Genomic DNA, 12,715 nt, shown 5'->3' with positions numbered 1-12,715 from the left:
CGGGGTCAGAGCTCGTAGGTGGCCACGACCGGGGCGTGGTCGCTCCAGCGCTCGGCGTAGGTGGGCGCGCGGTCGACCTCGATCTTGCGGCAGGCGCCAGCGAGGGCCGGATTCGCGAGCTGGTAGTCGATGCGCCAGCCGGAGTCGTTGTCGTACGCCGCGCCACGCCACGACCACCACGTGTACGGGCCGGGACCGTCACCGGCGTGTGCACGCCCGAGGTCGGTCCAGCCGTGCTCGTCGAGCCAACGCGTCACGTACGAGCGCTCCTCGGGGAGGAAGCCGGCGCTCTTCTGGTTGCTCCGCCAGTTCTTGATGTCGACGTTCTGGTGGGCGATGTTGAGGTCGCCCGCTACGACCGCCGGGGCCTGCGCCCCGGAGAGCTCGGCCAGGCGCGCCGTCACCTTCTCCAGGTAGGCGTACTTGGCCACCATCGTGTGCTCCTGGCCCGGGTTGGTAGACCCGGAGTGCAGGTAGGCGGAGACGGCGGTGAGCGTTCCGCCGTCGGGCAGCTGGACGTCCGCCTCGACCCAACGGCCCGTGTCGGGCCCAGCCTCCACCGCGCCGTCAGGCCCGTGGGCATTGAGGCCGGTACGGATCTCGCCGAGCGGCAGGCGCGACGCCACGAGCACGCCGGCGCGACCCTTGACCTCGCTCTCCGCATGAGCCACGTGCCAGCCGTCGAGCAGCTCACGAGCGACCTTGTCCGGCGCGCGCACCTCCTGGAGCAGCAGCACGTCCGGCGTGCGGGTAGCGATCCAGGAGTCCATGCCGCGGCGGACGGCGGCGCGGATCCCGTTGACATTGGCGGTGGCAACAATCAGAGGCACGCGGGAAGCCTAACGGCCGCCTCTGACAGTCCGCTTCCACCAAGGCCTTGCGCATGATCCGGCGCCCGGAACCACGCGCAACCGCTTGGTCAGAGCGGACCTGCGGTCGTCACGCGGCGTCGTGGGCCGCCTTCAGCGCCGCGACGTCGATCTTGCCCATCTTGAGCATGGCGTTCATCGTGGCGATCTCCGCGGGGGTCGAGTAGGTGCCGCTGAGCCGCTCGAGCTCCTTGGGGATGACCTGCCACGACACCCCGAACTTGTCCTTGCACCAGCCGCAGGGGCCGGGCGCGCCGCCGTCGGCGGTGAGGAGGTCCCAGTAGTGGTCGACCTCGTCCTGCCCCTCGACGGAAAGGAAGAACGAGAACGCCTCGTCGAGGTTGAGGTCGGGACCGGCGTTCAGCCCGATGACGGGCAGGCCGGCCACCGTGAACTCGACGACGAAGTCCGCGCCCGGCTCAGCACCCGGCACGTCCTTGGGAGCCTTCACCACGCTCTCGACGGACGATCCCGGGATGTGCTCCGCGTAGAACGCGGCGGCCTCGCCGGCCCTGTTGTTCCCGAACCAGAGATGCGGTCGAACGGTAACCATGGGTCCTCCTGAGTTGGTCAGGGGCGCCGTCGGCCCCGTCCTCACTCTGACCCGGTGGCCGACCGAAACTCATCGCCGGGCGCCCTCGCCGACCGCTTCGGCCGCGACCTGCCCGTCCAGCACCAGGAGGCCGACCAGCTCGGCGAGCCGCACGGTGCCGGCCGGGCCGTCGAGCGCGGCCCGCGCCCGCAGGATGAGCTCCGCCCGGCGCTCGGCCAGCTCCGCCGGGCCGGACACCGTGAACAGCCACAGCGCGAGCTGCGGACGCTCGTTCATCCAGGCGGCCGCGGCCTGAGCGCGCGCAGCAGCCGACTCGTGCCGCTCGACCGTGTCGAGCAGGTCCTGGCTCGCTTCCTCGTGAGCGGCGGCCAGCAAGGCCCCCCGCCCGCCGAAGTACGTGTAGACGCACATCGTGGACCGACCAGAGGCCTCGGCGAGCCGGCGCACGGACAGGTTGGCACCGCCGTCGCGCCCGATGAGATCCAGCGTGCCCGTCAGGAGGCGCCGGGTAACAGTCGGGGAACTTTCCTCGGCAGCGCTGGACCTTGGCATGCGCACAGTCTATAACGGTCGTTATGAATAACACTCGTTATGGACAGGCTTGGTTTCTCCGCACCGCCGGGATCGCCGGCGTCGTCACCGCACTGGTCCTGCTGGTCAACACCGCCAAGCGGACCGGCGTCCTCGCCACCACCGACCTCACCCAGCTCGCCGCACCGCTGGCGCAGCTCGCCGCGATCGTGCTGATCCTCGGCCTGTTGGCGCGCCTCCCGGATCCGGGCGCGTTCCAGCTGGGCGTGGCCGTCACGAATGTCGTCGTGCTCGCCGGCCTCGTGGGGGTCGAGGTAGTCATCAACCTCGTCTTCGCCCAGGTGGACCCGGAGACGGTCACCGCACTCCGGGCGGGCTCGCTGGGTGTGGCGTTCACGATCGCGTCGGTGGCATTCCTCGTCGCGTCCGTCCTGCTGGTCCTGGCCTTCTGGCGCGGGGCGCCCCGCTGGGCCCTGCTCGTCTACGGTGTCGGAACCGTGCCGGTCGCCCTGCGTGCGTTCGTCCCCGAGGTCGCGCTCAACACGGGACTCCTGGTGATGGCGGTGGGAGTAGGCGGCCTGGCGCTCAGCCTGCTGGCCGCTTCGGCCCGGCGTCCCGTTGCCCTGCCGGGTGCCACCCGACCGGCCTGACCCGTTGAGAGTCAGGGAGCCGGAGCGATCGGGTCAGGGCGAGCACTGGTTCGTCGTCGAGCACGATGGTGGAGCCTGGGGGGACGGCGGCACCGTCGACCGTCAGCCCGGCGCCGTCGGGCACGTAACCGCGCCGGACATAGAGCTGCTGGGCACGGCCATAGGCAGCGTAGAGACCCACCCGCAGGCCTACCGTGTCCGATCGACCTGCGGCGATCCGCTCCGCCTCGTCCATCAGCGCCCGCCCCGCGCCCTGTCTCTGCTGATCGCTCAGAACGTTGAAGTCGACGATCTCGGGCACATCCGCGGCGGCGAACGGCGGGTAGCTCGAACGCCACTCGACCAGGCAGTAGCCGGCCACGACGCCACCGATGCGCGCGACGAGCACAACGACGTCGCCCGCCTGAGCGCGTCGTGCGAACCCCTCGAACAGTGCCGCAGGCTTCGGCCACGTCCGGAATCCGGCGGCCAGCTCGGCGAGCGCAAGCGCGTCAGCCACCGTGACCTCGATGTCGTCCTGCATGCCTCGACCGTAACGGCGTCAGCAACTTCAAATTGCCGCCCGAGCCACCGGCACGCACCGGCCGCGGCGGCGGACTCGGACTGATCCGAGCCGACCATGCACTTGCTGCCAAGAACCGGCGGTTCCTGGCAGCAAGTGCACGGTCAACGGAGCGACCAGCCCAGCAGACGGCGTCAGACGCCGAGCGAGCGCTCCGCCGAGTCGACCACGTTGGACAGGAGCATCGCCCGCGTCATCGGCCCGACGCCGCCCGGGTTGGGCGACACCCAGCCCGCGATCTCGGCGGCCTCCGGCGAGACGTCGCCCACGACCCGCGACTTGCCGGTCTCGGGGTCGATCTCCCGGGAGACGCCGACGTCGATCAGCACGGCGCCCGGCTTCACCATGTCGCCCGAGACGATGCCCTTGACGCCCGCGGCGGCCACGACGACGTCGGCCCGCCTGACCAGTCCGGCGAGATCCTCCGTACCGGTGTGCGTGAGGGTGACCGTCGCGTTCACGGCGCGCCGAGTGAGCAGCAGGCCGATCGACCGGCCCACGGTGGTCCCGCGGCCCAGCACGACCACCTCCTTGCCCGCGAGCTTGATGCCGTGCCGCTCGATGAGCTCGATGATGCCGCGCGGGGTGCAGGGCAGCGAGGAGGTGACCTCCTCGTTGACCCGCAACACCAGGCGCCCCAGGTTGGTGGGGTGCAGGCCGTCGGCGTCCTTGTCGGGGTCGACGAGCTCCAGCACCCGGTTGGCGTCGATGCCCTTCGGCAGCGGCAGCTGGACGATGTACCCGGTGCAGGCCGGGTCCTCGTTCAGCCGGTGCACCGCGGCCTCGATGTCCTCCTGCGTGGCGTCGGCCGGGAGGTCCTCCCGGATCGACGCGATGCCCACCTCTGCGCAGTCGCGGTGCTTGCCCGCCACGTACCACTGCGATCCCGGGTCGTCGCCCACGAGCAGCGTGCCGAGCCCGGGCACGACGCCGCGCTCGCGCAGCGCCGTCACGCGGTCCTTGAGCTCCGCCTTGATCGCCGCGGCAGTGGCCTTGCCGTCCAGAATCTGTGCGGCCATAGGTCAGAGCCCCGGGTAGAGCGGGAACTCGGCGGTCAGCTTCGCCACGCGCGCGGACAGGGCGTCGACATCGGTCGCCGCACCGTTCTTCAGGGCGGTCGCGATGATCTCGGCGACCTCGGTGAACTCGGTGTCGCCGAACCCGCGCGTGGCGAGCGCCGGCGTGCCGATACGCAGGCCCGAGGTGACGCGAGGCGGCCGCGGGTCGAACGGGACGGCGTTGCGGTTCACGGTGATCCCGGCGGCGTGCAGGAGGTCCTCGGCCTGCTGCCCGTCGAGGTCCGAGTTCCGCAGGTCCACGAGCACCAGGTGCACGTCGGTGCCACCGGTCAGGACGGACACGCCGGCCCCGGCGACGTCGGGCTGCGAGAGGCGGTCCGCGATGATCGAGGCTCCGCGGAGCGTGCGCTCCTGCCGGTCCTTGAACGCCTCGGTGCCGGCGACCTTGAACGCGACCGCCTTGGCAGCGATCACGTGCATGAGCGGCCCGCCCTGCTGGCCGGGGAACACCGCGGAGTTGATCTTCTTGGCGTACTCCTCCTTGGAGAGGATGAAGCCGGAGCGCGGCCCGCCGATCGTCTTGTGCACGGTCGAGGAGACGACGTCGGCGTGCGGCACCGGCGACGGGTGCAGCCCGGCCGCGACGAGCCCGGCGAAGTGCGCCATGTCGACCCACAGCTTGGCGCCGACCTCGTCGGCGACCTCACGGAAGGCGGCGAAGTCGAGGTGGCGCGGGTACGCGGACCAGCCGGCGATGATGACGTCGGGCCGGTGTTCGAGCGCCTTCTTGCGGACCTCGTCCATCTCGATGCGGTAGGACTGCGGGTCCACGCCGTAGGAGCCGACGTCGTACAGCTTGCCGCTGAAGTTGATCTTCATGCCGTGCGTGAGGTGGCCACCGTGGGCCAGCTCCAGGCCGAGGATCTTGTCGCCCGCGTTGATCAGTGCGTGCAGCACCGCCGCGTTGGCCTGGGCGCCGGAGTGCGGCTGGACGTTCGCGGCCTCGGCGCCGAACAGGTCCTTGACGCGGGCGATCGCAAGGTTCTCGGCGATGTCGACCTGCTCGCAGCCGCCGTAGTAACGGCGGCCCGGGTAGCCCTCGGCGTACTTGTTGGTCAGGACCGAGCCCTGGGCCTCCAGGACCGCGCGCGGCACAAAGTTCTCGGACGCGATCATCTCGAGAGTGTCGCGCTGGCGCGCCAGCTCACCGTCCAGGACGGCGGCGATCTCGGGGTCGAGCTCGGCGAGCGGGGTAGAGAGCGGGTCGGGAGTCGATGCGCTCATGGTTCCTCGATTCATGCGGTACGGGGAGTGGTCGGACGGCGGTGAAAGGCACCCGCGCCGCGACAACTTGCCCCGGGCGCACACCTATCACGAGGTGACCCAGGGCCCAGGCGAACGACCCGTCGTCGGCATGACTCGTCGCTCCCCGGTGGTGATCCACCTGACGCCAGTCGCGACGCGAAGATCGTAGCAGCGGCAGTCGGAGCCCCGCCCAAACTGGCAGTCGGGCCCCGGCCTCGACTGTCAGTTTGTCTGTGTGGCAATAACCTACGAACCCCGAGATTGCAAGGAAAGTACTTGAGACCCTTTTGCGATTCACCCGGACGTCGCTAATGTGCCGCACATGCCATCCCCCGTGTCACCGGATGCCGGAGTTCCGGAGCACCAGCCAGACCAGCGCCGCCACAACCGACAGCAGCCGGGCCAGCTTCCCCCTGGGGCCGGCCGACCTCGGGCCAGTTCCCGTCCGGGCAGCTCCCGTCCGGGGGCCGGCCACCCTCGGGCCAGTTCCCGTCCGGAGGCAGGCCGCCGTCCGGCCAGGTGCCATCCGGCCAGTTCCAGTCGGGCCAGTTCCCGTCCGGCCAGGTCGCGTCAGGCCAGTCGCCGCGGTCCGGCCAGTTCGGGACCGGCCAGCCGGTGCCCGACCAGTTCGCCACCCGGTCCGGCGCGAACCGGGCGGTGCCCGGCTCGACCAGGCCTCCCGGGACGCCCACCGGGAACGAGGGCGACGATGACGGCAAGAGCCGCGGGAGGCGGGACTGGATCTGGTCCGTCGTCGCGTTCCTCGTCGCCGCCGTGGTGATCGGGGCGGTCGGTTTCCGCTTCTTCGGTCCCAGCGCCGACGAGGCCACCGCGGTCTGGGCGATCGAGTCCTGTGCCGGTCCGGAGTCGACGGCGGAGGGCGCCGAGGCGGCCGTCGCCACCTACCGCCCCCTGACCTGCGACGATCCCGCGGCGACGGTCACGGTCCTCGACATCCAGGACGCCGTGTCGGTGGCACAGCTGCACTGCCCGAGCGGCACCGACGTCGTCTTCCAGAAGGACGGGCAGGCCGGCGGCGAGACGCAGGCGGTCTGCGCGCGCAACCTGTCCGACGACCACCCCGGCGACCCCGGGCAGGGCGGCGGACAGCTCCTGGCCGGCGACTGCGTGGACGACGACGGCAGCGAGGTCCCCTGCACCGCGGACGGCGCGCACCAGGTCACCGGCCTCCTCGTCAGCGGCTTCGAGTGCCCGGACGGGACCGTGGACGAGCTCGATCTCGGCTTCGCCGCGGAACGCAGCTACGAGACCATCTGCCTCGGCGACTGAGCCGGAGGTGCAGCGCAGGGCGGAGGCCGAGGGACGAGGCACCCGCCCGAAGCGGAACCGCAGGCTCAGTCGCCAGAAAGCTAGAGCCGGATCCGCGCGGCACCGTCACCTGTCGCTCACCAGACCGAAACCGGACGTCAGCAGGAGTTGGCTAGGTTCGGGGGCATGGCACGCCTCCGGCCGACCGTCTTCGAACGCAACGTCCCCGCAAGGGCCGTCGTCGATCACGCCCTGAGCGGGTCGCGCCAAGCGGTGTTCTGGCAGGACGACCTGGGCGGCCGCACGACGTACCCCACGCTGTCGGCCCCGATCCGGGCCGACGTCGCGGTGGTCGGCGGCGGGTACACCGGCCTGTGGACAGCGCTGCGGGCGCAACAGCGTTACCCCGGCGCACGGGTGGTGCTGGTCGAGGCGCGCTCGGTGGGGTGGGCGGCGTCGGGCCGCAACGGCGGGTTCTGCGCCGCGGCCCTCACCCACGACGGCGAGACCGGCCCCGGCGAGGCCCGCCACAGCGAGACCGCCCGCAGCGGCCAACCAGACGAGGCAGAAGCGCTGGCCCGCCTCGGCCAGGAGAACTTGGCGGACATCGGGGCGGCAGTGGACGAGCTGGGCCTGGACTGCCAGTGGGAACGCACCGGCGTCGTCGAGCTGGCGCTCGAGCCGCACCAGATCGACTGGCTGCAGGACGCCGCCGGCGCGGCCGCCCGGGCCGGCGTCCCGCACACGTTCCTCGACCGGGCCAAGATGCGCGCCGAGATCGCGAGCCCCACCTACGAGGCCGGCCTGGTCCGCCCCGACGCCGCCGCGCTGGTGCACCCCGCGCGCCTGACCGCCGAGCTGGCCCGGGTCGCGAGCGAGCTCGGTGTGGAGATCTTCGAGCAGACCCGGGTACGGCGGCTGACCCCGCCGGGACGCGGCGCGCGCAACAGCGCCGTCCTGCATACGACGTCCCCCGCGGGCGAGGCGACCGTCCGGGCGGACCGGGTGATCCTCGGGACGGGTGTGTTCCCGTCCCTGCTGCGCCGCTACCGCCGGCACACGGTGCCGGTCTACGGCTACCTGCTCGCCACGGAGCCGCTGCCCGAACCGCTGCTGAGCGCGATCGGCTGGCGCGGGCGGCAGGGTCTCACCGACCTGGGCAACCAGTCCCACTACTACCGGCTCACGGCCGACGGCCGGATAGTGTTCGGCGGCCATGACGCCGTCTACCACTACGGCGGACGGATCAGCAGGCCGTACGAGAACCGGCCCGAGGCCTTCCGGCGGCTGACCGAGCACCTGCTGACGACGTTCCCGCAGCTCGAGGGCACCCGGCTCACGCACCGGTGGGCCGGCGCCCTCGACACGCCCACCGGGCCCTGCGGACTCTTCGGTCAGGCCGCGGGCGGCCGCGTGCAGCACGCCGCCGGGTTCGCCGGGCTCGGTACCTCCACCACGCACTTCGCCGCGCAGGTGATGCTGGACCGGTTCGACGTGCTCGACGGCGCCTCCGGCACCGAGCGCACCGCGCTGCGGATGGTGCGGCGGACTCCGGCCCCGTTCCCGCCGGAGCCGGCCGCCATGGCCGGGATCAAGGCCACCCGCTGGTCCCTGGACCGGGCCGACCACCAGGGCGGGCGGCGCAACCTGCTGCTCCGGTCGATGGACACGCTCGGCCTCGGGCCCGGCGTCTAGGCTGGCCCGGCGCGGCACGCCGCCGCCGTCGTACCTGCACAGCCGTACCCCGGCCCAGGGGTACCTCCACAGCGTCGAAGGAGCACACCGTGGCCACACCCCCGATCCCGGAGCACATCGAGAAGGTCCTCGAGCGGCCGAACCCCGCCGTCATGGCGACGATCCGGCCCGACGGCGCACCGGTCTCCGTGGCCACCTGGTACCTGTACGACGACGGCCGGGTGCTCCTCAACCTCGACGGCACCCGCAAGCGCCTGGACCACCTGCGCGCGGACCCGCGCGTCTCGCTCACGGTGCTCGACGGCGACAGCTGGTACCGGCACATCAGCCTTCAGGGCCGCGTGACGATCACACCCGACGAGGATCTGGCCGGCATCGACCGGCTCTCGATCCAGTACGGCGGCAACCCCTACCCGAACCGCGACAACCCGAGGTTCGACGCGTGGATGGAGATCGAGTCCTTCCACGCGTGGGGCTACTGAGCCTGGGCTACTTCTCCTGCGGTACCGGCTGGGCGCCCGCGGCGCCCAGCACCCGGCGCAGGTAGGTGTACGTCAGGTCGCCAGCGGCCTTGTCGTACTGCTCCTCGTAGCCGTGCTTCGTGTACAGCGCGAGGTTCTGCTTCGAGTCCTTGCCGGTGAAGACCCAGATCTCCGTGGTCTGCTCCGGCAGGTACGGGAGCACCGCGAAGAGCATCTCGGTACCGATCCCGCGAGCCTGCTTGTCCGGGGCGACGGCAAGGCGGCCGAGCGTCGCCTTCTCGTCCTCGATCTCGACGCGCACGGAGCCGATCATCCGGTGGCCCTCCCAGGCACCGATCGTCACCACGTCGTCCCGGGCCAGGTCCTCGCGCAGCTCCGCGAGCGTCTGGGTCAGGGGCGGGATGTGCGGGTCGTCGTACAGCTGGGCCTCGGTCACGAACGCGGCGCGCCGCAACGTGAGGAGCTCGCCCGCGTGGTCGTCGTCGACCAGCGCGATCGTCGTGGTGGAGTTGCTCATGAGTCCATGGTGTCAGAGGTGACGCGCCGAGGTCGACGGTGGTCACCGTACTGTCACCGGTCTGTCACTGGTGGAGCGTAGGTTCTGGGCACGGGACAGCCGGGTCTCCGCAGAGCTCACGCCGGACAAGAGCGTGACCGCCACGGCGGGTTAGCCTGGCCGGGTGACCGAGACGACCGCGCCCACCCACTGGATCCTCACCCTGTCCTGCCCGGACCAGCCGGGAATCGTGCACGCGGTCGCGGGAAAGCTCGCGGAGCACGGCGGCAACATCACGGAGTCGCAGCAGTTCGGGGACCCGTCGTCGGGCCTCTTCTTCATGCGTGTTCAGGTCGAGTCGACCGCCTCCCGTGACGAGCTCACCCTGGCGATGGCGCCGGTAGCGAGCCGGTTCGAGATGACGTGGACGCTCGACGTCGTGGGCCGGCGCATCCGGACGCTGGTCATGGTGTCCAAGGCGGCGCACTGCCTCGTCGACCTGCTGTACCGGGAGCGCTCGCAGCGCATGCCGATCGACGTCGTGGGTGTGGTGGGCAACCACCGCGACCTGGAGGACATCGCCGCGTTCTACGGCAAGCCGTTCCACCATGTGCCGGTCACCAAGGACACCAAGGCCGAGGCGGAGGCGACGCTCCGCGGCCTGGTCAAGGAGCTGGACGTCGAGGTGGTGGTGCTGGCGAGGTACATGCAGATCCTGTCCGACGAGCTGTGCCGCGACCTGAGCGGGCAGATCATCAACATCCACCACTCGTTCCTGCCGTCGTTCAAGGGTGCGGGGCCGTACCGGCAGGCCTACGACCGCGGCGTGAAGATCATCGGCGCCACGTCCCACTACGTCACCGGCGACCTCGACGAGGGCCCGATCATCGAGCAGGACGTCGAACGTGTGGACCACTCCCGCACGGTCGAGGACCTGGTGGGCATCGGCGAGGACGTCGAGCGACGCACGCTCGCCCGCGCCGTCCGCTGGCACGCGGAACGCCGGGTACTGCTCGACGGCGGCCGCACGGTCGTCTTCCGCTGAGGTCACGGGTGAGCCCTCTGAGCTGCCCTCGCCCGTCGCCGACGATTTCCACCTCCACGCATGGGTCGACGAGTCGATGCGAGCTGCGCGGAGCGGTACGAACGGGATCTATCTCATGGCGGCGGCCGTCGCAGATCCGTCCAGGTGGATGAGGTGCGCGACGACCTACGCGCGATCACCGGGAAGGGCGCCGAGAGGTTGCACTGGCGCCACGAGACGCCGGAACGTCAGGCCAAGATCGCGGCGACCATCGGAAACCGTGACGTCGTCAACCTCGTCGTCGTCGGAACGCCCCTGGATGCCCGGCGGCAAGAGCGAGCACGCGCAATCTGCACCGAACGCCTCTTGTACGAGCTGGACAACCTGGGAGTGGCTCACGTGTGGCTCGAGGCTCGACACCCAGCCCTCAACGAGCGCGACCTGCGCCTGGTCAAGGCGCTTCGCGGCAAGCGATCGATCAGCCCGTCAATCCGAGTCGAGTTTGCGCGCCCCAAGGACGAACCGATGCTGTGGATCCCTGACGCGGTAGCAGGCGCGGTGAACGGTGCACGGTCCGGCACTGCCAACGCCCTCGATGACATGGGCCAGATCAGCATCATCGAAATCAAACTGGCCTAGAAATGCGCGATGCCGGGCTCCTGACGTCCATCAGGGGGTCCCGGCTTCACTTCCGACACTCCACGCGGGAGGCGGCTAACACAAGGCTACCTCGCCTTCGTCCAGTCGCGCGAGCGGTCGTGTCTACTCCCGTTGAGAGTCCAAGCTCCGGCATACTGCGCGACTTACGCGGAAGATCAAGCAGCCGATGGATGTTGCGCTCAAGTGTGAAGATCGGCGAAGCGTCCAGAGCCAGCGGTGTCAGCGCGAGGTCGTTGCGGTTCTACGAGGACAAGGGCTTGATCGTTCCCGGTCGGTGCAGCAACGGGTACCGGGACTACTGCCGCTCCACCGTCGACCGGGTGATCACCGTCCGCTCGTTGCTGGAGTCCGGGCTGCCCGTGCGGATGATCAAAGAGCTGCTTCCCGACCTCGCCGGCGGACCCGACAACAACGCTGAACGGTTGTGCTCGGAGTTTCTGGACGAGGTGCAGGCATACCGCGATCGGCTCAGCACACGGATCGCTGCGCTCGGCGCCCAGCAGTCCGCCCTGGATACGTTCCTGAGTGCGGCCGGCCGCTGACGGCCCGCAGGTCGATGACTGAGGCTTGACGTTGACGCTGGTGTGAGGGTTCTACGTTCCGGGCATGGAGACGAACAACCAGCAGACGATGCGGGCACTGGTCCAGCAATCCAACCGCGGTCCGAGCGATCTGATCCTCACGACCGACCACCGCCGTCCGACGGCGGGGCCAGGCGAATACCTCGTCCGGGTGGGTGCGGCCGGCGTGAACTTCGCCGACGTCTTGCAGTCCCGGGGAACCTACGGGGGCGGCCCGACGCCGCCCTACGTAGCGGGCTTCGAAGCCGCCGGCGAGATCGTCGGTATCGGCCCGGGGGTCGAGGAGCCGCTCTCGATCGGCACCCACGTCGTCGGGGCCGGGCCCGGTGCTTTCGCGGAGTACTTGGTGATGCCGAGTGCGGGAGTGCTGCCGGTGCCGACCGGCTGGAGTGATGCCGAGGCACTCGGCATGGTGCTGAACTGGGCTACCGCGCTGGCAGCCCTGCGGCCGCTGGGCGAGGTCAAGGCGGGCGACACGGTGCTGATCCATGCCGCGGCGGGAGGAGTGGGCCAGGCCGCGGTCCGGCTTGCCCGGCACTTCGGTGCGCACATCGTCGCGACGGCCGCGCCCGCGAAGCACAAGATCGTCCAGGCGCTCGGCGCGGACGAGGTCCTCGACAGTACGCAGCTGGCCCGACAGCTCGCCCACCGCTCCGGCAGCTTCGACCTGGTGCTCGAGTCCGTAGGACAAGACACCTTCGAGACCAGCCTGGCGGTCACCAAGCGGTTCACCGGACGAGTCGTTGTGTTCGGTGACGCCTCCGGGAGCGCCACCCTGACCACGCACGACCTCGTCTTCACCCACCCGGTGCAGGTCAAGGGTCTCCACATCGGCGCACTGGCCACGTCCGCCCCGGCCCTCTACCGCTCGCTGGTAACCGAGCTCGGGACGCTGATCGAGAACGGCGTCTACCCGCCGGGCACACCCCGGTCCCACCCGCTGGCCGAAGGCCCCGCGGTCCTGCGCGACCTGGAGACGCGCAGGACCGAAGGTAAGCAGGCTCTGCACCCGTAGAAGC

At 70.5% G+C, this 12,715-nt stretch carries 15 protein-coding genes and 1 riboswitch; of the genes, 8 read left to right on the top strand and 7 right to left on the bottom strand.

From position 1 onward, the window contains the following. Positions 1-5: 5 nt before the first annotated feature. The 3 genes from AB1046_RS20690 to AB1046_RS20680 all read right to left on the bottom strand — a co-directional run bounded on the left by AB1046_RS20690 (position 6) and on the right by AB1046_RS20680 (position 1,974). Positions 6-830 (bottom strand): exodeoxyribonuclease III, encoded by an 825-nt coding sequence (locus tag AB1046_RS20690; RefSeq protein WP_369371163.1) that lies wholly within the window; start codon positions 828-830, stop codon positions 6-8. A gap of 109 nt (positions 831-939) precedes the next feature. After that, positions 940-1,422 (bottom strand): VOC family protein, encoded by a 483-nt coding sequence (locus AB1046_RS20685; RefSeq protein WP_369371162.1) that lies wholly within the window; start codon positions 1,420-1,422, stop codon positions 940-942. A 69-nt stretch (positions 1,423-1,491) separates the two neighbouring features. Then, positions 1,492-1,974 carry a TetR family transcriptional regulator gene (locus tag AB1046_RS20680; RefSeq protein ID WP_369371161.1) on the bottom strand — a complete coding sequence of 161 codons (483 nt, stop codon included), beginning with the start codon at positions 1,972-1,974 and terminating at the stop codon, positions 1,492-1,494. A gap of 23 nt (positions 1,975-1,997) precedes the next feature. Here AB1046_RS20680 and AB1046_RS20675 point away from each other — a divergent pair, with 23 nt between their 5' ends. Next, positions 1,998-2,603, top strand: a complete 606-nt coding sequence (locus AB1046_RS20675; RefSeq protein WP_369371160.1) for a hypothetical protein — start codon at positions 1,998-2,000, stop codon at positions 2,601-2,603. On the opposite strand, the gene AB1046_RS20670 is transcribed toward AB1046_RS20675, so the two are convergent. From AB1046_RS20670 to glyA, 3 genes are all read right to left on the bottom strand, one after another. Beyond that, entirely contained in the window at positions 2,539-3,126 is a 588-nt protein-coding gene (locus AB1046_RS20670) for a GNAT family N-acetyltransferase (RefSeq protein ID WP_369371159.1), read from the bottom strand. The two genes, AB1046_RS20675 and AB1046_RS20670, sit on opposite strands and share 65 nt — an antisense overlap. Positions 3,127-3,299: 173 nt before the next feature. Then, positions 3,300-4,184: a bifunctional methylenetetrahydrofolate dehydrogenase/methenyltetrahydrofolate cyclohydrolase gene (locus AB1046_RS20665; protein WP_369371158.1), complete on the bottom strand. Its 885-nt coding sequence runs from the start codon at positions 4,182-4,184 to the stop codon at positions 3,300-3,302. A gap of 3 nt (positions 4,185-4,187) precedes the next feature. Further along, entirely contained in the window at positions 4,188-5,468 is a 1,281-nt protein-coding gene (glyA, locus tag AB1046_RS20660) for a serine hydroxymethyltransferase (RefSeq protein ID WP_369371157.1), read from the bottom strand. Between the two features lie 97 nt (positions 5,469-5,565). Beyond that, a riboswitch (ZMP/ZTP riboswitch) is annotated at positions 5,566-5,652 on the bottom strand. A 356-nt stretch (positions 5,653-6,008) separates the two neighbouring features. On the opposite strand from glyA, the gene AB1046_RS20655 reads away from it, so the two are divergent. The 3 genes from AB1046_RS20655 (at position 6,009) to AB1046_RS20645 (ending at position 8,935) form a co-directional block, all read left to right on the top strand. Continuing rightward, complete coding sequence (locus AB1046_RS20655; protein WP_369371156.1) at positions 6,009-6,779, top strand: hypothetical protein; 771 nt, start codon at positions 6,009-6,011, stop codon at positions 6,777-6,779. Positions 6,780-6,944: 165 nt separating this feature from the next. After that, on the top strand, positions 6,945-8,453 hold the full coding sequence (locus AB1046_RS20650) for an NAD(P)/FAD-dependent oxidoreductase (protein WP_369371155.1): 1,509 nt from the start codon (positions 6,945-6,947) through the stop codon (positions 8,451-8,453). A gap of 89 nt (positions 8,454-8,542) precedes the next feature. Next, on the top strand, positions 8,543-8,935 hold the full coding sequence (locus AB1046_RS20645) for a PPOX class F420-dependent oxidoreductase (protein WP_369371154.1): 393 nt from the start codon (positions 8,543-8,545) through the stop codon (positions 8,933-8,935). Between the two features lie 7 nt (positions 8,936-8,942). Here the strand turns inward: AB1046_RS20645 and AB1046_RS20640 are convergent, their stop codons facing one another. Next, positions 8,943-9,452 (bottom strand): GNAT family N-acetyltransferase, encoded by a 510-nt coding sequence (locus AB1046_RS20640; protein WP_369371153.1) that lies wholly within the window; start codon positions 9,450-9,452, stop codon positions 8,943-8,945. Positions 9,453-9,615: 163 nt separating this feature from the next. On the opposite strand from AB1046_RS20640, the gene purU reads away from it, so the two are divergent. The 4 genes from purU to AB1046_RS20620 all read left to right on the top strand — a co-directional run bounded on the left by purU (position 9,616) and on the right by AB1046_RS20620 (position 12,711). Next, positions 9,616-10,476: a formyltetrahydrofolate deformylase gene (gene purU / locus AB1046_RS20635; RefSeq protein WP_369371152.1), complete on the top strand. Its 861-nt coding sequence runs from the start codon at positions 9,616-9,618 to the stop codon at positions 10,474-10,476. A 153-nt stretch (positions 10,477-10,629) separates the two neighbouring features. Beyond that, positions 10,630-11,094 carry a hypothetical protein gene (locus tag AB1046_RS20630; protein WP_369371151.1) on the top strand — a complete coding sequence of 155 codons (465 nt, stop codon included), beginning with the start codon at positions 10,630-10,632 and terminating at the stop codon, positions 11,092-11,094. A gap of 2 nt (positions 11,095-11,096) precedes the next feature. Continuing rightward, positions 11,097-11,657 carry a MerR family transcriptional regulator gene (locus AB1046_RS20625; RefSeq protein WP_369371150.1) on the top strand — a complete coding sequence of 187 codons (561 nt, stop codon included), beginning with the start codon at positions 11,097-11,099 and terminating at the stop codon, positions 11,655-11,657. 64 nt (positions 11,658-11,721) lie between these two features. Further along, complete coding sequence (locus AB1046_RS20620; RefSeq protein ID WP_369371149.1) at positions 11,722-12,711, top strand: zinc-binding dehydrogenase; 990 nt, start codon at positions 11,722-11,724, stop codon at positions 12,709-12,711. Positions 12,712-12,715 lie beyond the last annotated feature (4 nt).

Source organism: Promicromonospora sp. Populi (assembly GCF_041081105.1).
Classification (GTDB): domain Bacteria; phylum Actinomycetota; class Actinomycetes; order Actinomycetales; family Cellulomonadaceae; genus Promicromonospora.
The sequence above is the reverse complement of the archived record's forward strand: the minus strand, read 5'-3'. Positions and strand labels throughout refer to the sequence as shown.